Source organism: Rhizobium sp. AN6A (assembly GCF_900215635.1).
GTDB lineage: Bacteria > Pseudomonadota > Alphaproteobacteria > Rhizobiales > Rhizobiaceae > Agrobacterium > Agrobacterium tumefaciens.
This window is the reverse complement of the sequence record NZ_OCNC01000003.1, coordinates 1,008,997-1,032,961: the sequence shown is the minus strand read 5'-3', so window position 1 is coordinate 1,032,961 and position 23,965 is coordinate 1,008,997. Positions and strand designations below refer to the sequence as shown.

Below are 23,965 nucleotides of genomic sequence, written 5' to 3'. Positions count from 1 at the left end.
GTCAACGCATTCCCAACACCAGCACAACAGCCATCGGAAAGCTTTCAGAGATGTTTTTTGCCTCAGACAATTGGGCCGGCGCCCACCCTGCCATCAACGAGCGCCTTTCGCGGGAATCCACCCGATTTGCGGCCGCCTATGGCACCAGCGCCCTCGACCTTTCCATAGAAAAGCGCTTCAATGAAATATTCGAACGCGAAGTGGCGGTGTTCTTTGTCGCCACAGGTACGGCGGCCAATTCTCTTTCGCTGGCAAGCATTGCCCGCCCCGGCGGCCTGACCTTCTGTCATTCCGAAGCCCATGTGATCGAGGATGAATGTGGCGCGCCGGATTTCTTCTCCGGCATGCGCATGGTTGCCGTCGAGGGACCGAACGGCAAGATGCTGCCGGAAAATCTGATCGAGCGCATTTCGCGCTATCCGCAGGACGCCGTTCATCACGGACGCGCCGCAGCGGTTACCATGACACAGGCAACCGAGGCCGGCACTGTCTATACGCTCGATGAAATCGACGCGATTGCCAAAATCGCCAAGGAGAACGGCCTGCCGCTGCATATGGACGGCGCGCGCTTCGCCAATGCGCTTGCCGCACTCGGCACCACGCCCGCCGAAATGACCTGGAAACGCGGCGTTGATGTGCTCTCTTTCGGTGGCACGAAAAACGGCTGCTGGTGCGCGGAAGCGATCGTGTTTTTCGATCCCGCGCTCGCCAAAGACTTCGCCTTCCTGCGCAAGCGCACTGCCCAGCTTTTTTCGAAGTCGCGCTTCATCGCCGCACAATTCGAAGCCTATCTGCAGGACGATCTCTGGTTGGGTCTCGCAAGCCACGCCAATGCCATGGCCAATCGGCTGCGCGCCGGCTTCGCCTCGCTTAACAGTGCCCGTCTGGCATGGCCGACCACTGCAAACGAGGTTTTCGCCATTCTGCCGAAGGCCGCCGCTGAAGCGGCAACGGAGAAAGGCGCAAAGTTCTACGACTGGCTGGTGCCGCGCGATATGCCGGAAAAGGTTGGAAAGGACGAGGTGCTGATCCGCATGGTCACCAGCTTCGCAACGACCGAGACTGATGTCGACGAATTCCTGTCGATCTGCGCCGCCGTTTGACAAAACAATTGGGGGCGTCGTGTCGTAACGGCGCCCTCAAACCTCCTGCAGCCGGTAGCCGACACCGGTTTCCGTGAGGATATAGCGCGGCTGATCCGGAATTTTTTCGATCTTCTGGCGAAGCTGGCGTACATAAACGCGCAAATATTGCACGTCGGTCAACTCGTCCCACACATGCTCCAGCAGGAAGCGGTGCGTCAGCACCTTGCCCGCATGCTGGACCAGAACCCGCAGAATATCATATTCCTTGGGCGAGAGTTTCACCTCCCGGTCCTCCACCTTGACGATGCGCCTGACGAGATCGACCGAAAGATCGCCGGTATGAAACACCGGCCTCTCACCCTGGCTCTGAAGGCGATGGCGCAGGGCGACACGAATGCGGGCAACAAGCTCGTTCATGCCGAAAGGCTTGGTGATGTAATCGTCGGCACCCAGCTCCAGTGCCTTGACGATACCCGCCTCATCAGTGCGGCTGGAAAGAATGATGACGGGTAGGGAAAGTCCCTCGCCCCGCCATTTCTCCAGAAGCTCGTGTCCCGACATATCCGGAAGACCGAGATCAAGGACCACGAGATCGGGCTTGTCCTCGTTCATCAACTCCATCGCGACGCGGGCATTCATCGCCTCACTGACCGCATAGTCCTGCGTCGAGAGACCGACCCGCAAAAGTTTGCGGATCGGCGGTTCATCGTCGACGATTAGAATGCGAACGGCGGAATTGGTCATTCCCGATCTCCTTCAGCCCTAATCATGGTTCAGCACCGGCACTTCGGCGGGAACGGGCAGGCTTATGGTAAATTGCGCGCCCGTGCGACCCGATCTGTTTTCAGCGCGAATAGATCCACCCATGGCCTCGATAAACCCCTTGCAGATGGATAGCCCGAGGCCGGTCCCGGCCTGCACATGGTCCGCCTTGCGCACACGGTAGAAACTGTCGAACACCCGCTCGGTATCATCAGGGGGAATACCCGGCCCCTCGTCGGCAACGGACAGGAAGACATGCCTGCCCTGCCGCCACCCGCGAATCTGGATTACGGTTTGTTCGGGCGCGTATTTGGCAGCATTGTCGATCAGATTGAACAGAACCTGCTCAAAAAGCACCGGATCGACCTTCAGCATCGGCAGATCGGAGGGAATGTCCAGAACGATCTCGTGCCTGACAACGATTTTCGCCGCGCGGGAAAGCGCTGTTCCGACCATATCGCCAACAAAATGCAATCCGTAATTCGGCTCCATCGCACCCGAACCGATCCTCGTCATATCGAGCAGGTTGGAGATGAAGCGGTTCAGCCGTTCGGATTCCTCGACGATGGTTAGAAGCAGTTCGGTGCGCGCCTCGGGCGGAATGTCGTCGGCGAAATCCTTCAGCGTTCCGGCGGACCCCAGAATGGCAGCGAGCGGCGTTTTCAGGTCGTGGGAGATGGAGGTCAAAAGCGCGGTGCGCAGCCGGTCGGTTTCCGCCGCAAGCCTTGCCCGATCGACATCCGAAACCAGCTGGATACGCTCGATGGCAAGTGCCGCCTGATCCGCCAGCGCATCGAAAAGCCGCTGCTGCTCAGGTGTGAAAAGCGGGCCAAGCCGGTCGTCGTCCAGCCCCACCACCCCGACGGCGCCGCTGCCGGTGCGTAGCGGCAGATAAAGGCGTTTGGCACCCGGGAGCGTATCGGCGCCCCGGCCTGCAGCCTTGTTGTGTTCCCAGGCCCAGTGTGCGGCCGCAATGTCCGCATCCACGAGCGTGTCATCAGGCGGATAGCCCGCCTTGACGGTGATCGAATTGTTTTCGGGCAGAAGCAGGACGACCCTGACTTTCAGCATCGACGCCATCTGGAACGCGGTTGCCCACAATACGTCATCCAGCGTGCCGGTAACCGCGAGTTTTTTGGAAAAAAGGTACAAATCTTCCGTGGTTCGCGCACGCATCCGTGCCGCTGCGGCCTGCCGCTGCACCGCCGCAGTCAGATTTGAGGCGACAAGCGCCACACCGAGATAGAACAGCAACGCCACGACGCTTTCGGGATCGCGGACAGTCAGGGTGTAGCGCGGTTCAAGAAAGAAAAAATTGAACGCAAAGGCACCAAGCAGGGAAGCATAGAGGCCAGGCCCCAGCCCTCCGCGCACGGCTGCTGCGAAAACCGCCATCAGGAACACCAGCGCCAGATTTTGAACATCAAGGGCTTGGTCAAGCACGATGCCGGCCACGATCGCCAGTCCGACAAACAGGGTGCTGTTGAGATAGGGCAGTATCGAAAACCGCGATTGAGCCGTTGCCGGCTTCACGCTCTGGACCGGCTTCTCCACGTTTTTGTCGCCGGAAATGACATGCACGCTGATATCGCCGGCATGATCTATCAGATCATGCGTCAGCGAACGCTGCAGGATTCTCTGCCACCACGACCTTCTGGGACGGCCGATGATGATGTGGGTGAAGTTATTGGCGTTGGCATAGGATATGATTTCGTGCGTCAGGTCGAGCGCCGGCAGGGTTACTGTCTCGCCGCCCAACTGTTGCGCGAGACGCATGGTGCTGGCCAGCCGATCCTTCTCCGCCTCCGACAATTGCTGAGAGCGAGGCGTGTCCAGATGCAGTGCCGTCCACGGCGCGCGCAGGCGATCGGCCTGCCTTCGGGCATAACGCACCAGACCGGGGCCGTTGCCGCCGTGGTCCAGACAGACCAGAACACGGTCTCCCGCAGCCCACGGCCCGGAGATGGCGTGCGACTGCATGTGGTTGAGCAACTGCTCGTCCACCCGCTGCGCGGTGCGCCGCAACGCAAGCTCGCGCAGTGCCGTCAGATTGCCGCGCGAAAAATAGTTCTCGATGGCGCGCCGCGCGGTGCGGGGCATATAGACCTTGCCGTCCTGCAGGCGCTTGATCAGATCGTCGGGGGTGATATCGATGATCTCAACATCGTCAGCGCGGTCAATGATGCTGTCCGGCACCGTTTCGCGCACGCGGATACGGGTGATCTGCGCCACCACATCGTTCAGGCTTTCCACATGCTGAATGTTCAGTGTCGTATAGACATCGATGCCCTGCGCGAGAATTTCCTGAACATCCATATAGCGCTTTGGATGCCGGCTGCCGGCCGCATTGGTGTGGGCCAGCTCATCGACCAGAACCAGCGCCGGTCGACGGGCGAGAATGGCGTCGAGATCCATCTCGTCCAGCGCCTGGCCGCGATAATCAATGTTCCGGCGCGCAATGATCTCGAAACCCTGCACAAGTGTTTCGGTTTCCTTGCGGCCATGCGTTTCCACGACGCCGATAATGGTATCGACACCATCCGCGAGTTTTGCCCGGCCGGACATCAGCATTTCATAGGTCTTGCCGACACCGGGTGCTGCGCCCAGAAAAATCTTCAGCCGCCCTCGCGCCTCGCGCCGGGCGTTTTCAAGCAACGCATCCGGCGATGGTCTGCTCGGCATATCACGATTATCGTCAGGCATTTAACCCACCAGTGGACAAGCTATGGCTTCCAAAGAAGCCATAGCCATTTCAGTTCATGAGCCGGCTGCGTCAAGAGCCATGTTGAGAGCCAGCACATTTACAACGGGCTCGCCCATGAAGCCCAATTCAGGCGCCTCCACATGGGCGTCGACGACGGCGCGCAGTGACGCTTCGTTCATGCCCCTTGCCTTGGCGACACGCGAGACCTGAAAATAGGCGGCCTCAGGCGACACATGCGGGTCAAGACCGCTGCCCGATGCCGTCACCAGATCAACGGGAACCTCGGCTGCCGAATTTTCGGATTTAGCAGCCTCGTAGTCCTGCTTCACCCGGTCGATAAGCTTTGCGCTCGTCGGTCCCAGGTTGGAGCCGGAAGACGACGCGGCACTGTAGCCGTCGCCGGCAGCCGACGGCCTGCCGTGGAAATATTTCTCGCCGGTGAAGGCCTGCCCGATCAATTGCGACCCGACAACGGTACCATTCTTCTCGATCAGACTGCCATTTGCCTGAAAGGGAAAGATAGCCTGTGCGAGGCCCGTCATTCCAAGAGGATAGGCAAGGCCGGTGATGGCGGTGGTGGCAAGGATCAGCACCAGTGCGGGACGTAGCTGTTTCAACATTTCCATACTCCTCAGGCGAGACCAAGCGCCGTAATGGCGAGGTCGATGGCCTTGATGCCGATGAAGGGCACGATGATGCCGCCCAGACCATAGATGACCAGATTGCGCGACAGCAGCGCGCCGGCCCCGATCGGGCGGTATTTGACGCCCTTCAGCGAGAGCGGGATGAGCGCGATGATGATGAGCGCGTTGAAGATGATGGCAGACAGGATCGCACTTTGCGGTGTCGAAAGACCCATTACATTCAGCACGCCAAGCTGCGGATAGAAGGCCAGGAACATCGCCGGGATGATGGCGAAATATTTGGCGATGTCGTTGGCGATGGAGAATGTGGTGAGCGCGCCGCGCGTCATCAGCAATTGCTTGCCGATTTCGACGATTTCGATGAGCTTGGTCGGATCGCTGTCGAGATCGACCATGTTGCCAGCCTCGCGCGCTGCGACCGTGCCGGTGTTCATGGCGACACCCACATCGGCCTGCGCCAGTGCGGGCGCGTCGTTCGTACCGTCACCGCACATGGCGACGAGCTTGCCCTTGGCCTGTTCCTCGCGGATAAGCTCCAGCTTGTTTTCCGGGGTCGCCTGGGCGAGGAAATCGTCCACCCCTGCTTCCGCCGCGATGGCAGCGGCCGTCATGGGATTGTCGCCGGTGATCATCACCGTGCGGATGCCCATACGGCGAAGTTCGGCGAAACGCTCGCGAATGCCGCCCTTGACGATATCCTTCAGCTGTACGACGCCGAGCAGCTTTCCATCGCGCACCACGGCAAGCGGCGTGCCGCCTGTCTTGGCTATCTCTTCCGCGATCGTGCGGATGTCGCGCGTTACATCCGTTTCGGTTTTAACGGCAAGCGCCGTATTGCCTTGTTGCGTAACACCGCCATCGACATAGGAAAGAACGGCATCGACAGCCCCCTTGCGAATGGAAGAGCCTTCGAAATCGACGCCGCTCATGCGGGTCTGGGCGGTGAAGGGCACGAAAGTGGCGTGCAGTTTCTGCATGTCGCGGGCACGGATGCCGTATTTTTCCTTGGCGAGAACGACGATGGAACGGCCTTCCGGCGTTTCGTCGGCAAGCGATGCAAGCTGCGCCGCATCGGCCAGTTCCTGTTCGGAAACACCGGTGACGGGGCGGAATTCGGTTGCCTGGCGGTTGCCGAGCGTGATCGTGCCGGTCTTGTCGAGCAGCAGCGTGTCGACGTCGCCGGCGGCTTCCACCGCGCGGCCGGACATGGCAAGCACGTTGAAACGCACCAGCCTGTCCATGCCGGCAATGCCGATCGCCGACAGGAGAGCGCCGATCGTCGTCGGGATGAGCGTCACGAACAGCGCCACCAGCACGATAATCGGAATGGAGCCACCGGCATAGGCCGCAAAGCTCGGAATGGTCGCGGTGGCCAGAACGAAGATCAGCGTCATGCCCGCAAGCAGAATGTTGAGCGCGATTTCGTTCGGCGTCTTCTGGCGCTCGGCGCCTTCGACGAGCGAAATCATCCGGTCGAGGAAGGTGGAGCCGGCAGCAGCGGTGATGCGAACCCTTATCCAGTCCGACAGCACCTGCGTACCACCGGTGACGGCCGAGCGGTCGCCGCCGGATTCGCGGATAACAGGGGCGGATTCGCCCGTTATTGCCGCTTCATTGACTGAGGCAACACCTTCGATGACTTCACCGTCGGACGGAATGATGTCGCCGGCCTCGACGAGAACGACATCGTTCACCTTGAGGCCAGCGCCGGCTACCATCGTGTATTGGCTGCGATCATCACCGGTCAGAAGCTTCGCCTGGGTTTCCGTGCGGGTTTTCCGCAGCGAATCCGCCTGCGCCTTGCCGCGCCCTTCGGCTACGGCCTCGGCGAAATTGGCGAAGAGAACGGTGAACCAAAGCCAGAGATTGATCTGGAAGGAAAAGCCGAGATTTGCGTTGCCGACGATAAGATCGCGAACGAACAGCACGGTTGTCAGCACCGATACCGTTGCCACGACGAACATGACCGGATTGCGCGCAAGCGTGCGCGGATTGAGCTTTTTGAATGCGTCGGCAATTGCCGGAACGAGAATGCGAGAATCAAGGATGCTCGCTTGTTTGGACTGGCTCATGAAGAGACTCCAGCGTTTGAAACAGGGCGACCGATGAGGGTCGATCAGCCCGTGAGAACTTCGAGAGCGCAGACGGCGGCGAACAGAGCCGCCATCATTGCAAGAATGAGATTGGATGCGCACCAGCCGCCCGGGCCGGCGCTCCCGCGAACAGGAGCGCCAGTGCGGACAGGAAGGGTGCGGTTACGTCGGGAAGTATCCTTCGTCATGGCACCACCTCAAAATACCTGGCCGGCGGCCATGACCAGATGTTCCACGACCGGACCAAGCGCCAGGGCCGGCAGGAAGGTGAGGCCACCGACGACCACGATCGTGCCGACGAGCAGACCGACGAAGAGCGGGCCGTCCGTGGGGAAGGTGCCGGCTGATGCCGGAACGGTCTTTTTGGTAACCAGCGACCCGGCAATCGCCAGCGCCGGAATGATCACCAGAAAACGTCCCATCAACATGCCAAAACCAAGCGTGATGTTGTACCAGGTCGTGTTGCCCGTGAGGCCGCCGAAGGCAGAGCCGTTATTGGCAGCAGCCGAGGTATAGGCATAGAGGATCTCGGAGAACCCGTGCGGTCCGGCTGTGCCGACCGACGCGACCGCCGAGGGCAGGATGGTGGCGGTAGCTGTGAAAACCAGCATGGCAAGCGGCAGGCAGAGAATGGCCAGAACCGCCATCTTCATCTCCTTGGCCTCTATCTTCTTGCCGAGATACTCCGGCGTGCGCCCGACCATCAGCCCCGCCACGAAAATGGCGATGATGATGAAGAGAAGAATGCCATAGAAACCCGCGCCAACGCCGCCGACGATTACCTCACCCAGTTGCATGTTGATGAGCGGAATGAGACCACCGAGCGCCGTGAAGCTGCCATGCATGGCGTTGACCGCACCGCAGGAGGCAGCGGTGGTGATGACCGCAAAGAGCGACGAGAGTGCCACGCCGAAGCGAGCTTCCTTGCCTTCCATGTTGCCGCCGGCAAGGCCGAAGCTGTGCATCAGCGGATTTCCGGCTGCTTCCGCCCAATAGGTCACTGCAACACCGGCGATGAACAGAACACCCATGGCAGCAAGGATTGCCCAGCCCTGACGGGTGTTGCCGACCATACGGCCGAAGACGTTCGTGAAGGCAGCACCGATCGCGAAGATCGACACCATCTGGATCATGTTGGAGATGGCATCAGGGTTTTCGAACGGATGCGCGGAATTGGCATTGAAGAAACCGCCGCCATTGGTGCCGAGCATCTTGATCGCCAGCTGCGACGCTACCGGGCCGACGGCGATCGTCTGCCGCGCGCCTTCAAGCGTCTGGGCGCCGACATAAGCGCCAAGCGTCTGCGGCACGCCGAGCCACACATAAACGAGGGTCAGCACGATACAGGCGGGCAGCAGGATGTAGAGCGTCGAGCGCACCATATCCACCCAGAAATTGCCGATGGCCTTGCCGGAAGCGCGCGCGAAGGCGCGGATGAGCCCGATTGCAATCGCCATGCCCGTCGCGGCAGAAACAAAGTTCTGCACGGTGAAACCAGCCATCTGGGTCAGATAGGACATGGTGCTTTCGCCACCATAGTTCTGCCAGTTGGTGTTGGTGACGAAGCTGACTGCCGTGTTGAAAGACAGTTCCGGCCCGACTGCTGCCATTCCTTCCGGATTATATGGCAACATACCCTGAAAGCGCATCAGGGCATAAAGCAGGGCAAAACCGAAGAGGTTGAAGAGGAGCATGGAAAATGCATAGGTCGTCCAGTGCTGTTCTTCGCGCTCGCTCGTCCCGGCAAGGGCATAAAGGCCGCGCTCGACGGGTGCGAGAACCGGCGAAAGCAGGGTGCGTTCGCCATTAAAGACTCGCGCCATATAGAAGCCGAGAGGCTTCACCAGCGCGACAACGATCCCGCAGAAAAGCAGGATCTGAAACCATCCATTGAGGGTCATGGTATTGAACTTTCAATAGCCGCCGCTTCCCGATCAGAAGCGTTCGGGGCGAATGAGAGCATAGGTGAGGTAGGCGGCGATAAAGACGGTGACGGCACCGCTCAAAACATAGTCGAATAACATCTCGACCTCCGCCTAAAGCCGGTCGCAGGCGCGCGTATAGGCAAAGCAGAGCGCGAAAAACACCGTGGCTGCACCGATCAGAATAACGTCCATCATCGATGGGACTCCTTTTTTAACCGAGGAGCCGGACAGGAAGAAAAGCGCCGTCATGTGGGACGTCGCTTTTCATTCTTTCTGGCTGGGAAGAAACACCATCCCTTCCCGCACAGAAGAATGCACCCGAACCGCATAAAGGTTCGAGACGGCCGCAGATGGAATAAAATAGGAATCCCATAGGAATTTCGATGCCCGCCAATGCGGGCATTGCAGCCGCTACTTAAGAGGGCGAGCCGTCTTTGAACGCGGAAACGATCTTTTCCGCCGGGCTGTTGGCGGCAATCAGCGCCGCAAGCAGTATACGCGCCTGTCCGGGGCGCAGCGTTGACGAATGGACGGCACCGGCCGCGACCAGATCGTGACCGCCGCCGCCGCCGCCGTAACTCGCCACCAGCAGTCCTTCCGGGACCCGGCTGGAGACGACGACGGGAACGCCTCGCTCGGCACAGCGCTTCACGGCCGCAGCGATGCCCGGATTGGCGTTGCCGGAGCCAAGTGCGGCAAGCACGATCCCATCCGCACCGGCCTGCAGGCTTGCCTCGATATGGGCGGCATCACAACCGGGATAAATGGCAACGATATCAACCCGCAGATCGGCGAGGGGCACAGCAAGCTCCAGCGCTGCGGCATGGGCCGCCGGCCCGCGCAGAGCGGAACGCATCCGCCGCATCCGCGCTCAGCTTATAAAGCCCCCATGCCGGCAGACATCTGTCACCGAAGGATAAAAGCACGCCGCGTTCGGCATTCGCCTGATCAAGCGCCGTTTCTATGGCCGCGGCCAGATTGGACGGCCCGTCCGCATTCGGATGGTCGGCCGTAAACTGTGCGCCGGTGAAAACAACCGGCTTGGTGATGGCATGCTGCACATGCACGAGCAGCGAGGATTCTTCCATCGCATCGGTTCCATGCAGAACGACGACACCGGTGACAGCGGGATCATTGAGCTCCACGCCTACCGCATCGCTGATGCGCTGCATGTCGGCCAATGTCAGGCTGGAGGAATCCTTCGCCATCAGATCGATCGGCTTCAGCCTCGCGTTGATTTGCGGAACCAGTGCAAGCAGGTCTTCACCCGAAAGGCTTGGTGTGCTGGCGCCATCGGCGCCGCGCCTGCTGGCGATGGTACCACCGGTGGCGATGACCGCCACCAATGGAGCTTCACCATGCCCGCTCAATGCGATGCTCCCGCGCCTGCACGTTCGCCGGCCAGACGGTGGATACGGTCGCGCAGCATATACCAGCCGATGACCAGCGCCGGGATGATGACCAGCAGCGAAGCGATGGTCCACGAGCCGACAGGGTAGTCAAAAGCCATCAGCACCAGCACGCCGAACAGGAAGACGAGCGTGAGAATGCCGGTGTAAGGCGCACCGAACATGCGGAAATCCGGGCGGGCCAGTTCGCCGCGCCGGGAAAGCTGCCACAGTTTGAGCTGGCAGAGCACGATGACGGCCCATGCGCAGATGATGCCGAGCGCCGACAGGTTGAGTGCAATTTCGAAGGCCGCAGCTGGCACGACAGCGTTCAGCGCCACACCGAGAACGGTGACGGCGGCGGTCACCGCAATACCGCCATAGGGCACGCCGGCCTTGTTCATCTTTGCCAGCGCTGCCGGCGCAGATCCAGAGACCGCCATCGAATGAAGAATACGGCCGGTAGAATAAAGCCCGGCATTGAGCGAGGACAGCACGGCGGTTAGCACCACAAGGTTCATGATCACATCCGCACCCTGAACACCGATGGAACCGAAGAAGGTAACGAAGGGGCTCTCGCCGGCCTTATAGGCGGTATAAGGCAGAAGCAGCGTGAACAGCAATACCGAGCCGACATAAAACACCACGAGGCGCAGCACCACGGCGCGGATGGCGCGGGGCATGACCTTGCGCGGGTCTTCGGTTTCCCCTGCCGCCGTGCCGATCAGTTCGATTGAGGCGTAAGCGAACACCACCCCCTGAATGATGACGAAGGCGGGAAGAATGCCGTTCGGGAAGAAGCCTCCATTGTCGGTGATAATGCTGAAGCCTGTCACATGCCCTTCAATGGGCGTGCCGAAGATGACGAAATAGACACCAACGACGAGGAAGATCGCAAGCGCCAGCACCTTGATCAGGCTGAACCAGAACTCAAGCTCGCCAAAAACCTTCACCGACAGCATGTTCATCGCCAGCACGACCAGAAGTGCCGTCAGCGCAAACACCCATTGGTCGATGCCTGCCAGCCAGGGGACGTAGTGTTTGAAGAAGTTCATGTAGAGCGCAACGGCGGTCACATCGGCCACGGAGGTCATTGCCCAGTTCAACCAATACATCCAGCCGGCGAAGAAAGCCATCTTCTCGCCATAGAACTCGCGGGCATAGGACACGAACGAGCCGGAACTCGGGCGATGCATGATAAGTTCGCCAAGTGCACGCAGCACCAGAAACGCAAAGAAGCCGCAAAGCGCATAAACGAACACCAGCGCCGGACCGGCCTGCGCCAGCCGTCCACCGGCGCCCAGGAACAGCCCGGTGCCAATTGCGCCACCGATGGCGATCATCTGGATCTGACGCGGTTTGAGTGCCTTGTGGTATCCGAGGTCTTCTTCCGTGAAGACCTCGCGTTCGGCAGGTGCCGTTTTTACAGATTTCATTGATATTTCTCCTCCCAATGAATTTGCTTTGCAGTCGGCGATACGCCGGAAATCAAAATTGGAACTGGCACGCTCGGCGCTGGATACAGCGCCAGCAAGCTCAATGCATCGCTGTAAAGCTGCATGACAGATTTTTGCCCTCATAATTGCAGAGAATGCCGTTCGTCAAGGGGATCGAAGCATTATTGACCTTCATACGGCGAAGGATTAAGGTCGAAAAATCTGTAAGACAGCTTTACAGATTTAGGTAACGCTTTGAGCTATTGGAGGAAAAAGTGGGCGTGACGCGCATGGAGCATGATTTGCTCGGAACGAAGGAAATTCCGGCAGATGTTTATTGGGGCGTGCACACGGCGCGCGCGGTGGAGAACTTTCAGATCACCGGCGTAACGATCGGCCACAACCCCTATCTCGTCAGGGGACTGGCCTATGTGAAGGAGGCCGCCGCCCTCGCCAATCACGAGCTTGGCTTGCTCGACCGGGAGCGGATGGAAGCAATCGTCAAGGCCTGCCGCGAAATTCGTGAGGGTGCGCTTCACGAGCAGTTCGTCGTGGATGAAATTCAGGGCGGTGCGGGCACTTCTACCAACATGAACGCCAACGAGGTCATTGCCAACCGGGCACTTGAACTGCTCGGCCACACCAAGGGCGATTATGCCCACCTTCACCCCAACGACCACGTCAATCTCAGTCAGTCGACCAACGACGCTTATCCAACGGCGGTCAATGTAGGAATGATCGAAGCGATCGACGATCTCGCGGCTTCGATGGGTGTGCTGAAAGACGCGTTCGATCGCAAGGCACAGGAGTTTTCCGGCTTCATCAAGCTGGGACGGACGCAATTGCAGGACGCCGTGCCGATGACGCTCGGTCAGGAGTTCCGCACTTTCGTGGTGATGCTGGGCGAGGATCAGGCCCGCCTCATCGAATCCGCAGCCCTGCTGCACGAGATCAATCTCGGCGCCACCGCCATCGGCACCGGGCTCAATGCACCGCGCGGTTATGCGGCGCTTGCCTGCCAGCATCTGGCGCGGTTGACCGGACGCCCGCTGGTGACGGCCGCCGACCTGATCGAAGCGACGCAGGACCCCGGCGCATTTGTGCATCTGTCCGGCGTGTTGAAACGTGTCGCCGTCAAACTGTCGAAAACCTGCAACGACCTTCGCCTGCTCTCTTCCGGTCCGCGCGCCGGCATCGGCGAAATCACCCTGCCCTCCGTTCAGGCGGGGTCCAGCATCATGCCGGGCAAGATCAATCCGGTCATTCCCGAAATGGTCAATCAGGTGGCTTATGCGGTAATCGGCAACGACATCACTATCACAATGGCCGCCGAAGCCGGGCAGCTTCAGCTGAACGCCTTCGAGCCGATCATGGTGCGTGCCCTTTCTCAGAGCATCAGCCAGCTAAGCGCCGCTTGCCGGACTTTGGCGGCACGTTGTGTCGATGGCATCGTCGCCAATCCCGCCATCATGGCACAGCGTGTGGAGGAATCGATCGGTCTTGCAACCGCGCTTAATCCGCTGATCGGATACTATGCAGCAACTGACGTCGCAAAGGAGGCGCTGGCCAGCGGCCGCACCGTGCCGCAGGTGGTTCTGGAGCGCGGCTATCTGACAGAGGCGCAACTTCAGCAGGCACTGAGCCCCCGCCACCTCGCCAACCTACCAGCGCTTACGGGTGTCGAGCCCGATCTTCTCCAATAATGGTCGTTACCACCTGCTTCACCTGACCCAGGTGAAGCTCCATCGCTTCGCGCGCATCGGGGGCTGAACCCCGCCGGATCGCCTCGACGATCCGGCGGTGCTCCAAATTCGATGCAACGCGCCGGCCAGCCATCAGGTTGACCATCTCGGACTGTTGGGAAAGAGCCTCGCGCGCATCGGCCACAACCTTGGCAAACAGTGCATTGGACGAGGCTTCCGCAATGGCGCAATGAAACTGCCCGTCCAGCAGCACCCACGGATGCGGCCTTTCCTCAGCCTCCATCCTGTCGCAGAGTTCGAGCAGAGTCTCTAGTTGGGCATCCGTGCGCCGCAGCGCCGCCCAACCGGCCGCCGGCACTTCGATGAAGGGGCGTGCCTCGATCAGATCACGGGCGGAATAGGCTCCGTAGCTCAATTCAGCAGGCGGTGTGGCGGTCATTACATAGGTGCCGCTACCCGTGCGCGTCTGCGTCAACCCCAGAGTCTGGAGAGATCGCAACGCCTCGCGCACGATCGGCCGGCTGACACCATATCTTTCCGCCAGATGGGCTTCGGAAGGCAGCCGGGTTCCGACCACGAGCTGACCAGAGGTGATGGCCGAACGGATATCTTCGAACACCACTTCTGCGGCATTCTTGCGATTGATCGGCTTTGCGTCCGCAAGCCAATCCGACAACCCGCCCATCCTTAAACCCTCCGGCACCCTTGGTCTGTCAACGACGCAGAAGCAAACGCTTATCTATTGAAGGACAGCGCCGCTCCCGCAGCTAAGCCGATCTTCCTAACACTATCTGCGCCGAAGGAACAACGATGGCGGGCATATTTGCAGAATTTAAGCGGGATAGTGGCTTTGCCGGCGCCACACCCTCGCGATCACGAGGGTGTGGCTGTTTCGCAGGAAATTACGTCTTGATTTCCTGAACTTCCTGTTTGTCATCCTCGCGCGGAATGCGGAACCACGCGACATAGAGTGCCGGAAGGAACAGCAGCGTGAGCGCCGTGCCAACCACGATGCCGCCCATCATGGCATAGGCCATCGGACCCCAGAATATCTCCCGAGATATGGGGATGAGGGCAAGTGTTGCCGCCGCAGCCGTCAGCATGATCGGTCGCATGCGATGCTCGGTCGCCTCGATGACGGCGCGCCAGGCCGAGACCCCCTCGCTTCTGAGATGTTCGATCTGAACGACGAGAATGACCGAGTTTCGGATCAGAATACCGATCAGTGCCAATATGCCGAGAATGGCGACGAAACCCATTGGCGCGTTGGAGAGCAGCAGCGCTGCCACCACGCCGATCAGCGCCGTCGGGGCAACGGCAAAGACAAGAAACAGCCGGCTGAAGCTCTGCAACTGAACCATAAGGATCGTTGCCATCGCAAACAGCATCAGAGGCACCACGGCGACGATTGGCGCCTGCGAATCCGCGCTGGATTCCACCGAGCCACCTATTTCCACCTTGTACCCCACGGGGAGCGACTTTTCGAAAGCCTCCAGTTTCGGCTTCAACTGCTCCACGATCGTCGCCGGCTGCGTCGGGCCGATGATGGCGGCCTTGACCGTGACTGTCGGAATTCTGTCGCGACGCCAGATGGTCGGCTGTTCCAGCTCGTAGCGGAAATTGGCGATTGCCGACAGCGGCACGGCCTTGCCGTTCGTGGCTGGCAATTGCAGGTTCTGCAATGTTTCGATGGAGCCGCGCTCCGCCAGCTGCGCACGCGCCACCACATTGACGAGGTAGATATCATCCCTGACCTGCGTCACGGTGGAACCCTCGACAATGCTGTTCATGGCATTGGCGATGTCTTCCGAAGAGACACCGAGCTGGCGGGCCTTGTCCTGCAAAACGTCGACCTTGACCACCCGCGTCGGCTCATTCCAGTCCATGACCATGTTGGACAGCAGCCGATGTTCGCCGACGATGCCCGCCAGCTGCTGGCCGAGTTCGCGGACACGCTGGATATCCGGGCCGCTCAAGCGATATTGCACCGGCTTTCCGACCGGAGGGCCGATGTCGAGCAATTTCACGAAGGCGTCGGTGCCGGTAAACGTCCGGTTCAGATAGTCCTGCAACTCAGCGCGCACCTTGTCGCGCACATCAAGCCCCTTGGTGACGATGATCGTCTGGCCGAAGGTGACATCAGGCGTCTGCACGTCAAAGGAGAGGATGAAACGTGGTGCGCCTTCACCGACATAGGTCGTCCAGTGGTCGATATCAGGGTTTTTCGCCAGCGCTTCCTGCTCGAACTGTGCCATCTGCCGGTTGGTTTCAGCAATCGAGCTGTTTTGTGGCAGGTTCCAGTCCACGATCAGTTCCACACGGTCGGAGGCCGGGAAGAACTGCTGCTGCACGAGGCTCATGCCGCCAACGGAAAGGGCAAACAACGCAACCGTGAGGATGATCGTAACCCAACGAAAGCGCAGCGCCCGGGCTAGAAGCCAGGAAAAGCCAGAGGCAAAACGGCCCTTCTTCTCATGGTGCGATTTCATCGTCTTGGGCAACATCGCCACGCCAAGCAGTGGCGTGAACACAACCGCGACAATCCACGACACGATCAGCGAAACGGCGATCACTACGAACAGGGTGAATGTGAACTCACCCGCCGCGCTGTTGTTGAGGCCGACGGGAATGAAGCCGGCAACGGTGACCAGCGTACCGGTCAGCATCGGGAATGCGGTCGAAGTATAAACATAGGTCGCCGCTTTTCTGAGATCGTCGCCGACCTCGAGGCGTGCGACCATCATCTCGACAGCAATCATAGCATCGTCGACGAGAAGCCCGAGCGCGATGATAAGCGCGCCGAGAGAGATGCGTTGCAGCGAAATACCGGTATATTCCATGTAGACGAAGGTGATCGCCAGCACGAGCGGTATGGAGACCGCAACCACCATGCCCGCCCGCAATCCGAGGCTGATGAAGCTGATGACGAGAACGATTGCGATCGCCTCGAACAGCGCCGAAGTGAAGCCGGAGACCGCCTCATCGACCACGGCCGGCTGATCAGACACGCGATGCACATCGACGCCAACAGGCAGGTCCGCCACGATACGCTTCATCTGTGCATCCAGCTCCTCGCCGAAATGCACGAGGTTCGCACCGGTTTTCATGCCTATGGCAAGGCCGATGGCCGGTTGCCCGTTAAAGCGGAACAGCGAAGACGGCGGATCGACATAACCGCGCCGGATCGTCGCCACTTCCGTCAGCGGGAAGAACCGGTTGTTGACGCGCAGATTGATGGCGCGAAGACTGTCTTCCGAGGTGAACTGGCCGCTGACACGCAGCGCAACACGTTCAGGCCCGGCATTGACGAAACCGGACTGGGTGACAGCATTCTGGGCTTGCAGCGTCTTGATGATCGATTGCTGATCGATGCCCAGCGCTGCGATCTGCCGCGTGGAAAACTCCAGATAGATCGCCTCGTCCTGCGCGCCGATGACATCAACCTTGCCGATATTATCGACAGTCAGAACCTTGGCACGCGCGTCCTCCACCAGATCGCGCAATTGCCGCTGGCTGAGACCATCACTGGTGAAGGCGTAGATATTGCCATAAACATCGCCGAAACGGTCGTTGAAGAACGGTCCGACAACGCCCGAGGGGAAGTCGCCCTTGATGTCGCCGATCATGTTGCGCACGCGCACCCAGGTGGGTTCGACATTCTTGGCTTTGGTTTCCGGCACGAGTTCCACGAAAATCGTCGTCTTGCCAGCCACTGTCTGGCTGCGCAGATAGTCGAGATTGTCGAGTTCCTCGAGCTTCTTCTCGATCCTGTCGGTCACCTGCCGGGCCACTTCCTCCGCGGAAGCGCCGGGCCATTGCGCGCTAATCACCATTGTCTTGATGGTGAAATTCGGATCTTCCTCACGTCCGAGGTTGAGATAGGAGAAAACACCGGCAAGAACGAAGACCAGCATGAAGTACCAGACGAGCGAACGGTGTTCGAGCGCCCAGTCGGAAAGATTGAATTTCTTCACTGATGGACCTCCTGATCGATCCTGATGGCTTGACCATCCTTAAGCTTGTGAACGCCGGCGCTGGCGACACGTTCGCCGGGCTTGACGCCGCCGGTGATGCGCACACTGCCGCCTTCAGCGGGCTCGCCCTCTATTGTGACCGGGCGCAAGGTGACCGTGGCCGTATCGGTATTGACGATCCAGACACTCCAACCGCCTTCGGTTTTCAGCAGGGCCGACGAGGGGAGCATGATCTGCGATTCGGATGCGGCAATTGCCGAGGCCGTGACGACCGAGCCGAGCCGGAATGTCGGCGGCGCATCCTGAAGGCTGATTTTCGTGCGGCGCGTGCGTGTCGCGGTTTCGGCTTCTGGGGCAATCTCACGCACCACGCCGGTGGTGCGTATCTTTGGGTCCAGTTGCAAGGCGATATCGAAGGTCGATCCAATCTCCAGTCGCTGCGCCGCAAATTGCGGAACATCGACCACAACATCCCGCACTTCCGGGCGGGCAATGGTCACGACCGTCTGTCCGGCAGAGACGACCTGGCCAATTTCACCGGATGTCGCAGTCACCACGCCGTCAAATTCCGCGTGCAGCTGCGTATAGCCCAGTTGCTCCTCGGCCTTATCAAGATTTGCACGGGCTTTGGCGACGGCGGCATTGGCCGTTCGCGTGGCCTGCTCGGCCTCTTCAAGTGCTGCTTCCGTGCCGCTGCGGGCCTCGGCCAGCACGCGCTGACGCTGCTCGGTCGTCACCGCATTGGCCAGTTGCGCTTCGGCATTGGACAGATCGGATTGGGCGCTCTTTACCGAAAGCTCCAGCGCGAGCGGATCGATCGAGGCCACCACATCGCCTTTCTTGACCAGATCGGCCACATCGACATTACGGGCAATGATCCGGCCGAGAACACGAAAGCCGAGATCGGTCTGAATTCTCGATTCCACCGTGCCGGTCAGCCGCAGCGCATCGGCGCGCGTCTCCCCAACGACGACGGAGAGCACAGGGCGCGGCGCCTCAGCGGGCGCTTCCTGCTTTTCCTGGCAGGACGAGACCGCAATCGCCGGAAGCAGCAAAAACAAGCTTCTGTTTATCCTGAACATTATTGTGCCTGCCCCTTTTCATAGGCGACCTTTTCACCGGTGCGGAGAAATTTGGTCCCGCTGGTCACGACGAGATCGCCGGGAAGAAGTCCTTCCGCCACGACGAATTGACCCGTCTCATAGTCGGAGACCTCAACCCGGCGCATGGCGATTTCCGAGGACTGCGCATCGACCACCCAAACGGCGGGAAGGCCGTTCTGCGATGCCATTGCCGACCAGGGAAGCTCAATCGCCTCCACCTGCTTGAAGCGGAAATGACCCGATACCGGCGCTCCGAGCGGCATGGTCATATCGCCGTTCAGGCCAACCTTGACCCGGATCGTCCCATTGTCGGGATCGATCGTCGGGGAAATCTCCCGCACCGGTCCCTCGACAGCGCGGGCGGGATCCGACAGGAGGCTGACATTGACGAGATTGTCGATATCGCGCTCGAGGAACAGGGATTCGTAGACATCAAATACCGCATCGCGCGGCCCGTCATGCGCCAGCGTGAAAACGAGCTGAGCGGCCTGCGCCACCTGGCCGACCTCGACATTGCGCGCGGTGATCACACCATCCGCATCGGCCCTGAGTTCGGTGTAGGAAAGTGCATCGCGCGCCGTATCCAGCTGCGCCTGCGCCGATCTGACAGCGCCTTGCGTCGTAAGCAGGGTTTCCTGCGCCTTGTCGACCGCGGAGCGCGAAGTCACCTGCGTCTTGAAAAGACTTTGCTGGCGATCGAATGCCAGCTGCGCCTGCGTCATCTGCGCTTCAGCAGATTGCAGGTTGGCCACCGCAACGTCGATATCCGCCTTCTGCTCTTCCGGGTCGATGCGAGCAAGCAATTGCCCGGCCTTTACCGGCGTACCCACATCCACCAGCCGCTCGGTGATCTTGCCGCTCACCCGAAAGGAAAGGTCCGTCTGGACCCGTGCCCTTACTTCACCGGTGATGACGCTGCCACGGCCGACGGGCTTTTTCGCTGCCGCAACCACATCGACGACACGCAACGGCTTTTCAGCAGGCGGCTCTTCGTTGCTGCAGGACGACAGGGCGAAAATGCCGCCGACCGCCATTGCTAAAAGAATGCTTTTCATGGTGACCTCTTGATCTTCGCCTCACCCTATAATATTTGACTGACTGAATAGTCAATGAAATTCTTGTGTCGCCGATCGGGAACCGTCCGGACGTCAAACCGGGCTCCCCGAATGATCATTCCGACTTTCCCCAGCGCGTCCTCTAGGACGCATCTGGGGATGTGCTGACATATTGAACCACGCACCACGTCTTGTAAAAATCGATTCCGGTTTTTACGCCGGTGCTGTAGGCAAACACCTGTCATTTCCGCCGATTGTGACGGGTAAAAAGGCAAGTGCCGAAAGAATACGTAGGGATCCGGGGTTATGGCAAAAGCAAAACTGACACGAGCAGAACAGAAGATACAACGTCCGTTGGAAATTCTCGACGCCGCATTCGAGGAATTCACCAAGAGAGGATTTACGGCCACGCGGGTGGAGGACATTGCCGAGCGGGTGGGAGTGACGAAAGGCACGGTCTACGTCTATTTCGAAACCAAGGAGGCTCTTTTCGAGGCGATGATAAGGCATGCCTCGGCACCTTTTCAGGAGGCATTCAAGGCCTATGCACGCACGTCCGATGATCCCGTCGAGGAGCTTCGGATGCTTCTCGAATTCCTGTTCGACGCCCTCGTCGACAATAGAAAGATGCGGGAACTGTTTCGCTTCATCGTTGCGGAAGGAGCAAAATTCCCCGATCTCATCGACCAGCACCATGACGTGGTGATGGCGCCGGTATTCGAGCGGATCAATACGATCCTCGAAGAGGGCGTGGCGAAAAAAAGGTTTAGAGCCAACCCCACCGAACTCGCCAAGGTCGTCATGTCGCCCATAGTCGGAACATTGGTTTTCAGGCTGATTTTCGACGATCGGCGCAGTCTGGACAAGCAGGTCGTTCTGAAGATTCATCTCGAACTGATCATGCGCGGGCTGCTGGCATAAGCGGCATTCTCCTGCCAGTCGACGACCCCTGATGTGCGATCTGATACATCGCAAGAAACCTTACATGTCGGGCGCGATACAGCCACAATGCTGCGGTAAGGGTATGTTGCCTCGAGCATATTGCTCGTATTTGAACGAGTAATTGCCATCCTGTTGCCGAGACCCGCTCACCACTCCAACTTTTCAGCGATTTTAGTTGCCGAGTCGAGCTATGCTCCTGCGCGTGAGGGCCTATGCCGATTAAATTCTAGTATCCTTCAATCAATTTGAGTTCACCCTGCCCCTCTGTGCAAACAGCGCCGGTACGGTTAGACAGAACAGGTTCCAGCCGCGCAGAGTTGTGCGAGATCCTCGCCGAGCAGATCGACTTAATTAACCGTTTCAGATTTCAGGAGCGAGCTTACAGCTCGAACATTTATGAACAAAACAGTGAATGCCCGCGCCGAGCAGAGCACGGAACCGCCGCGGCAACGCGTGTTGGCTCGAGATCGGGCTATTCCAGAAAACGACCGCCAGCGCGGTGAACACTTTTTTCGAAATGCAGGGGACCAGAAGGATTGCTATCGACCATGACCGCGACGTTAACAGCCCAATTACCTGGCGGCGCGAGTGAAAAGGCCCTGCTTAAAATACTTTCGAATTACCGCAAACCCCGGACGGGCCGCAGCCTGTACGAACTTGCTGTGACGCTTGTTCCCTTCGTATTCCTTTGGGCAGCAGCGTCGGTATCGATTCATTTTGGTTACTGGCTTGGCCTGCTTCTGGTGATCCCCGCAGCCGGATTCCTGTTGAGGCTCTTCATACTGCAACACGATTGCGGACACGGCTCTTTTTTCGGGCGCCGTCGATGGGATGACTGGACGGGTCGCGCAATCGGTATCCTGACGCTGACGCCCTACGACTATTGGCGCCGCGCGCATGCGGAACACCATGCGTCAGCCGGCAATCTCGATGAGCGAGGGGTTGGCGACATTACAACTCTGACCGTGACCGAATATCGTGCGCTCTCCCCGCGCGGAAAACTCGGTTATCGCTTGTACAGGCATCCGCTGGTGATGTTCGGCATCGGTCCTGCTTTCCTGTTTCTGTTCAAACAAAGGCTACCGTTTGGCATGATGCGGTCTGGAGCGTTGCCCTGGATTTCGACAATGGCAACAAATGCCGGTGTGGCCGTATTGGCTATTCTTCTTATCTGGGCGATAGGGCTCGTGCCTTTTCTGTTGGTTCATCTGCCGATAGTGCTGCTCGCCGGGTCAGCAGGTGTCTGGCTGTTTTATGTCCAGCACCAGTTTGAAGAAACCCACTGGTCCAAGCCTCCGGAATGGACTTTTCCCCATGCGGCGATGCATGGCGCCTCGTATTACGATCTGCCGGGTCCGCTGCGTTGGATCACCGGCAATATCGGCATGCACCATGTCCACCATTTGTCGAGCAAGGTGCCTTTTTACAGGTTGCCAGAGATTCTGCACGACTACCCGGAGCTTGCGAAACTTGGTCGCATCAGCCTTCGCGACAGCCTGGGCTGCGTAAAGCTCATTCTGTGGGACGAATCTACAAAACGGCTGATTTCGCTACGTGAGGCAGAAAAGCAACCGCGATAGATGAGAGCTGGAACGACGCAACACCCCTTGAGCCGGTGCGTGAGGCGGCCAACAGGTCTGGTCCAAGAAGCCCCGTGGATCTCTAACCCATGGTCACACCACCGCTTGAGGTATCATTCCGCTGAATGCAGAACCGACCCCAATGAGACGTGGCCAACAGTGTAGGTTTGCATTGTTTCAGTAACGGCCGGCACTGTCGGCCAGAGGTTGAACTGTAGCAGCAGCCATTTTGTTGGATCGAAGGCGGCTATGGCCGCGAGCGCGCCGGCCCCGATTGCTGAACGCGCGTCCGCGGTCGCCGTATCGCGCAGCTTGGCCAGATCAGAATGGGGCGCTATGGACCGAATCTCCCGTGTGGCATATCGCGAGGCTGTAAGATCAGGTACGTGGTCGGCGTGCCAGGCCAGCCATGTCTGCACCGATGGCCAGCCGAAGTCCCGTGTCAGAACCGCAAAACCTGGACCGGACAGGAAGCTGTCTATCCCTTCTGGCTCATCCCAAAGATAGAACGGCGCGTAGAGGTTTTCAGCACTTGTGAAGCCGGCATCCTGCTTTCTCGCCGAAAGATAGGCCTTGAAACGCAGGCGTGGAAAGCAATCGAGCAGCGGCCCCTTCTCCCTTATGCGCCGGTCTATGATCGCCATGTCGTAGTCGGCAGGCAGCGTGAAGCTGTATTGCATGGCGATCATGACGTGCTCTCCCCTTGTTTGACAGGTTCCATCCAGTGGACGGCAGTTCCACTCCTCACCGGCTGGACGCTGAGATAGCTGAAGGGACAGGACGGCGCGGCGCCGTGCCAATGGGATTCGTCGGGCGCAAACCACACCGCATCTCCGGGACGGACTTCACACGGATCGTCACCCTTGCGTTGAACGAGACCGATGCCATCTAGCACGAAGAGAAGCTGCCCGCGCGGATGACTGTGCCAATGGGTCACGACCCCCGGCGGCACAAAAGCGCGCATTGCCGTCATCTCGCCATCGATCCGGCTCGATAACAGCATCTGGACGAGGAAGGCTCCGCTGGAGATACCCTCAGGTGCCGCAACTATTCCGTCACCGGCTCGACGCACGCTCATGGTGGATGGACAGGCCGGTTGCATCTCGAAAAAATCGGTCATCGGCTACCCTCGTCCGCCGGTGTGCCTGCTGAAACACCTGATGCAAAGGACCAGTCATCAAACGTCGAATTGACGATGGCGACCATCACATCCTCCGGCCTCACACCGGGCGACGCCGCCAGGTTTTCGACAAGCCTCGCATAGAAGCGCGCCTTGGTTTCCGGCGATCGCGTCTTGCCCGTGGTGATATGAAAGAAAATGAAATCATCCGACCGAGGGCCGCCGCGATATATTCGGTCGAAGATCAGTTCGCCCGGTTGGTGCTGGTGGATTGCAGCGAAGCGGTCGTTTTCCGGAACGTCAAAGCAGTCGACAAGCGCGCGGTCGAGACTGCCGGAAACCGCCTTGAGATAGTCGGCGGACTTGCCCGCAAGCAGAGATATTCGGGTGAAAGGCATGGATGCGCTCCGTTCAAGAGGATTGACAGCCACACTATGAAACGACATCATCA

Annotated in this window: 21 protein-coding genes and 1 pseudogene; 4 read left to right on the top strand and 18 right to left on the bottom strand. The window is 59.3% G+C overall.

Translation table 11 applies throughout. The annotated features are described in order from the left end of the window. Positions 1 to 50 precede the first annotated feature (50 nt). Positions 51 to 1,103, top strand: a complete 1,053-nt coding sequence (locus CRO62_RS08665) for a low specificity L-threonine aldolase (RefSeq protein WP_003511467.1) — start codon at positions 51 to 53, stop codon at positions 1,101 to 1,103. Between the two features lie 36 nt (positions 1,104 to 1,139). On the opposite strand, the gene CRO62_RS08660 is transcribed toward CRO62_RS08665, so the two are convergent. The 11 genes and pseudogenes from CRO62_RS08660 to CRO62_RS27620 all read right to left on the bottom strand — a co-directional run bounded on the left by CRO62_RS08660 (position 1,140) and on the right by CRO62_RS27620 (position 12,162). Next, entirely contained in the window at positions 1,140 to 1,829 is a 690-nt protein-coding gene (locus CRO62_RS08660) for a response regulator transcription factor (protein ID WP_003511468.1), read from the bottom strand. A gap of 18 nt (positions 1,830 to 1,847) precedes the next feature. Beyond that, positions 1,848 to 4,550: a sensor histidine kinase gene (locus tag CRO62_RS08655; RefSeq protein ID WP_097099888.1), complete on the bottom strand. Its 2,703-nt coding sequence runs from the start codon at positions 4,548 to 4,550 to the stop codon at positions 1,848 to 1,850. 54 nt (positions 4,551 to 4,604) lie between these two features. Next, positions 4,605 to 5,171, bottom strand: a complete 567-nt coding sequence (gene kdpC / locus CRO62_RS08650) for a potassium-transporting ATPase subunit KdpC (protein WP_097100434.1) — start codon at positions 5,169 to 5,171, stop codon at positions 4,605 to 4,607. 11 nt (positions 5,172 to 5,182) lie between these two features. After that, complete coding sequence (gene kdpB, locus CRO62_RS08645) at positions 5,183 to 7,267, bottom strand: potassium-transporting ATPase subunit KdpB (protein WP_097099887.1); 2,085 nt, start codon at positions 7,265 to 7,267, stop codon at positions 5,183 to 5,185. A 44-nt stretch (positions 7,268 to 7,311) separates the two neighbouring features. Continuing rightward, positions 7,312 to 7,476: a hypothetical protein gene (locus CRO62_RS27170; RefSeq protein WP_174003578.1), complete on the bottom strand. Its 165-nt coding sequence runs from the start codon at positions 7,474 to 7,476 to the stop codon at positions 7,312 to 7,314. A 9-nt stretch (positions 7,477 to 7,485) separates the two neighbouring features. Further along, positions 7,486 to 9,189 (bottom strand): potassium-transporting ATPase subunit KdpA, encoded by a 1,704-nt coding sequence (kdpA, locus tag CRO62_RS08640; RefSeq protein WP_097099886.1) that lies wholly within the window; start codon positions 9,187 to 9,189, stop codon positions 7,486 to 7,488. A 33-nt stretch (positions 9,190 to 9,222) separates the two neighbouring features. Then, positions 9,223 to 9,312 (bottom strand): K(+)-transporting ATPase subunit F, encoded by a 90-nt coding sequence (gene kdpF / locus CRO62_RS08635; protein ID WP_003511473.1) that lies wholly within the window; start codon positions 9,310 to 9,312, stop codon positions 9,223 to 9,225. Between the two features lie 12 nt (positions 9,313 to 9,324). Then, positions 9,325 to 9,462 (bottom strand): hypothetical protein, encoded by a 138-nt coding sequence (locus CRO62_RS27165; RefSeq protein WP_003497749.1) that lies wholly within the window; start codon positions 9,460 to 9,462, stop codon positions 9,325 to 9,327. A gap of 166 nt (positions 9,463 to 9,628) precedes the next feature. Then, positions 9,629 to 10,583, bottom strand: a pseudogene (locus CRO62_RS08630) (asparaginase). Next, entirely contained in the window at positions 10,580 to 12,037 is a 1,458-nt protein-coding gene (locus CRO62_RS08625) for an amino acid permease (protein WP_019564934.1), read from the bottom strand. Before CRO62_RS08625 ends, CRO62_RS08630 begins: the two are co-directional and overlap by 4 nt. Next, entirely contained in the window at positions 12,034 to 12,162 is a 129-nt protein-coding gene (locus CRO62_RS27620) for a hypothetical protein (protein ID WP_323455482.1), read from the bottom strand. Before CRO62_RS27620 ends, CRO62_RS08625 begins: the two co-directional genes overlap by 4 nt. 165 nt (positions 12,163 to 12,327) lie before the next feature. Here CRO62_RS27620 and CRO62_RS08620 point away from each other — a divergent pair, with 165 nt between their 5' ends. Beyond that, on the top strand, positions 12,328 to 13,740 hold the full coding sequence (locus CRO62_RS08620) for an aspartate ammonia-lyase (RefSeq protein ID WP_162697988.1): 1,413 nt from the start codon (positions 12,328 to 12,330) through the stop codon (positions 13,738 to 13,740). Here CRO62_RS08620 and CRO62_RS08615 read toward each other — a convergent pair. The 4 genes from CRO62_RS08615 to CRO62_RS08600 all read right to left on the bottom strand — a co-directional run bounded on the left by CRO62_RS08615 (position 13,709) and on the right by CRO62_RS08600 (position 19,872). Then, a complete protein-coding gene (locus CRO62_RS08615; protein WP_025595359.1) occupies positions 13,709 to 14,425 on the bottom strand; it encodes a FadR/GntR family transcriptional regulator in 717 nt (238 codons plus the stop codon). The two genes, CRO62_RS08620 and CRO62_RS08615, sit on opposite strands and share 32 nt — an antisense overlap. Positions 14,426 to 14,642: 217 nt before the next feature. Beyond that, the gene (locus CRO62_RS08610; protein WP_097099884.1) at positions 14,643 to 17,714 is read right to left on the bottom strand and encodes an efflux RND transporter permease subunit; all 3,072 of its coding nucleotides are present in this window, start codon (positions 17,712 to 17,714) and stop codon (positions 14,643 to 14,645) included. After that, complete coding sequence (locus CRO62_RS08605) at positions 17,711 to 18,796, bottom strand: efflux RND transporter periplasmic adaptor subunit (protein ID WP_097099883.1); 1,086 nt, start codon at positions 18,794 to 18,796, stop codon at positions 17,711 to 17,713. Before CRO62_RS08605 ends, CRO62_RS08610 begins: the two co-directional genes overlap by 4 nt. Beyond that, positions 18,796 to 19,872, bottom strand: coding sequence for an efflux RND transporter periplasmic adaptor subunit (locus tag CRO62_RS08600; RefSeq protein ID WP_025595357.1), 1,077 nt, complete (start codon positions 19,870 to 19,872; stop codon positions 18,796 to 18,798). The genes CRO62_RS08605 and CRO62_RS08600 overlap by 1 nt, the downstream gene beginning before the upstream one ends. A 306-nt stretch (positions 19,873 to 20,178) precedes the next feature. Here CRO62_RS08600 and CRO62_RS08595 point away from each other — a divergent pair, with 306 nt between their 5' ends. After that, entirely contained in the window at positions 20,179 to 20,793 is a 615-nt protein-coding gene (locus tag CRO62_RS08595) for a TetR/AcrR family transcriptional regulator (RefSeq protein WP_019564940.1), read from the top strand. Between the two features lie 569 nt (positions 20,794 to 21,362). Next, on the top strand, positions 21,363 to 22,394 hold the full coding sequence (locus CRO62_RS08590) for a fatty acid desaturase (RefSeq protein WP_065662440.1): 1,032 nt from the start codon (positions 21,363 to 21,365) through the stop codon (positions 22,392 to 22,394). Between the two features lie 113 nt (positions 22,395 to 22,507). Here CRO62_RS08590 and CRO62_RS08585 read toward each other — a convergent pair whose 3' ends face one another. From CRO62_RS08585 to CRO62_RS08575, 3 genes are read right to left on the bottom strand one after another with little or no spacing between them, the layout of a single operon-like run. Next, a complete protein-coding gene (locus CRO62_RS08585) occupies positions 22,508 to 23,083 on the bottom strand; it encodes a DUF4865 family protein (RefSeq protein ID WP_097099882.1) in 576 nt (191 codons plus the stop codon). After that, positions 23,080 to 23,514, bottom strand: coding sequence for a cupin domain-containing protein (locus CRO62_RS08580; RefSeq protein ID WP_097099881.1), 435 nt, complete (start codon positions 23,512 to 23,514; stop codon positions 23,080 to 23,082). Before CRO62_RS08580 ends, CRO62_RS08585 begins: the two co-directional genes overlap by 4 nt. Then, positions 23,511 to 23,912, bottom strand: a complete 402-nt coding sequence (locus CRO62_RS08575) for a tautomerase family protein (protein ID WP_097099880.1) — start codon at positions 23,910 to 23,912, stop codon at positions 23,511 to 23,513. The genes CRO62_RS08580 and CRO62_RS08575 overlap by 4 nt, the downstream gene beginning before the upstream one ends. Positions 23,913 to 23,965 lie beyond the last annotated feature (53 nt).

Excerpts from the sequence above, each read along its gene's own strand:
- CRO62_RS08620 (WP_162697988.1), top strand. The coding sequence starts at position 12,328 with ATGGAGCATGATTTGCTCGGAACGAAGGAAATTCCGGCAGATGTTTAT.
- CRO62_RS08585 (WP_097099882.1), bottom strand. The coding sequence starts at position 23,083 with ATGATCGCCATGCAATACAGCTTCACGCTGCCTGCCGACTACGACATG.
- kdpB (WP_097099887.1), bottom strand. The coding sequence starts at position 7,267 with ATGAGCCAGTCCAAACAAGCGAGCATCCTTGATTCTCGCATTCTCGTT.
- CRO62_RS27620 (WP_323455482.1), bottom strand. The coding sequence starts at position 12,162 with ATGCAGCTTTACAGCGATGCATTGAGCTTGCTGGCGCTGTATCCAGCG.
- CRO62_RS08605 (WP_097099883.1), bottom strand. The coding sequence starts at position 18,796 with ATGTTCAGGATAAACAGAAGCTTGTTTTTGCTGCTTCCGGCGATTGCG.
- kdpA (WP_097099886.1), bottom strand. The coding sequence starts at position 9,189 with ATGACCCTCAATGGATGGTTTCAGATCCTGCTTTTCTGCGGGATCGTT.
- CRO62_RS08595 (WP_019564940.1), top strand. The coding sequence starts at position 20,179 with ATGGCAAAAGCAAAACTGACACGAGCAGAACAGAAGATACAACGTCCG.
- CRO62_RS08625 (WP_019564934.1), bottom strand. The coding sequence starts at position 12,037 with ATGAAATCTGTAAAAACGGCACCTGCCGAACGCGAGGTCTTCACGGAA.
- CRO62_RS08665 (WP_003511467.1), top strand. The coding sequence starts at position 51 with ATGTTTTTTGCCTCAGACAATTGGGCCGGCGCCCACCCTGCCATCAAC.
- kdpC (WP_097100434.1), bottom strand. The coding sequence starts at position 5,171 with ATGTTGAAACAGCTACGTCCCGCACTGGTGCTGATCCTTGCCACCACC.
- kdpF (WP_003511473.1), bottom strand. The coding sequence starts at position 9,312 with ATGTTATTCGACTATGTTTTGAGCGGTGCCGTCACCGTCTTTATCGCC.
- CRO62_RS08660 (WP_003511468.1), bottom strand. The coding sequence starts at position 1,829 with ATGACCAATTCCGCCGTTCGCATTCTAATCGTCGACGATGAACCGCCG.
- CRO62_RS08580 (WP_097099881.1), bottom strand. The coding sequence starts at position 23,514 with ATGACCGATTTTTTCGAGATGCAACCGGCCTGTCCATCCACCATGAGC.
- CRO62_RS27170 (WP_174003578.1), bottom strand. The coding sequence starts at position 7,476 with ATGACGAAGGATACTTCCCGACGTAACCGCACCCTTCCTGTCCGCACT.
- CRO62_RS08575 (WP_097099880.1), bottom strand. The coding sequence starts at position 23,912 with ATGCCTTTCACCCGAATATCTCTGCTTGCGGGCAAGTCCGCCGACTAT.
- CRO62_RS27165 (WP_003497749.1), bottom strand. The coding sequence starts at position 9,462 with ATGACGGCGCTTTTCTTCCTGTCCGGCTCCTCGGTTAAAAAAGGAGTC.
- CRO62_RS08615 (WP_025595359.1), bottom strand. The coding sequence starts at position 14,425 with ATGGGCGGGTTGTCGGATTGGCTTGCGGACGCAAAGCCGATCAATCGC.
- CRO62_RS08590 (WP_065662440.1), top strand. The coding sequence starts at position 21,363 with ATGACCGCGACGTTAACAGCCCAATTACCTGGCGGCGCGAGTGAAAAG.
- CRO62_RS08655 (WP_097099888.1), bottom strand. The coding sequence starts at position 4,550 with ATGCCTGACGATAATCGTGATATGCCGAGCAGACCATCGCCGGATGCG.
- CRO62_RS08600 (WP_025595357.1), bottom strand. The coding sequence starts at position 19,872 with ATGAAAAGCATTCTTTTAGCAATGGCGGTCGGCGGCATTTTCGCCCTG.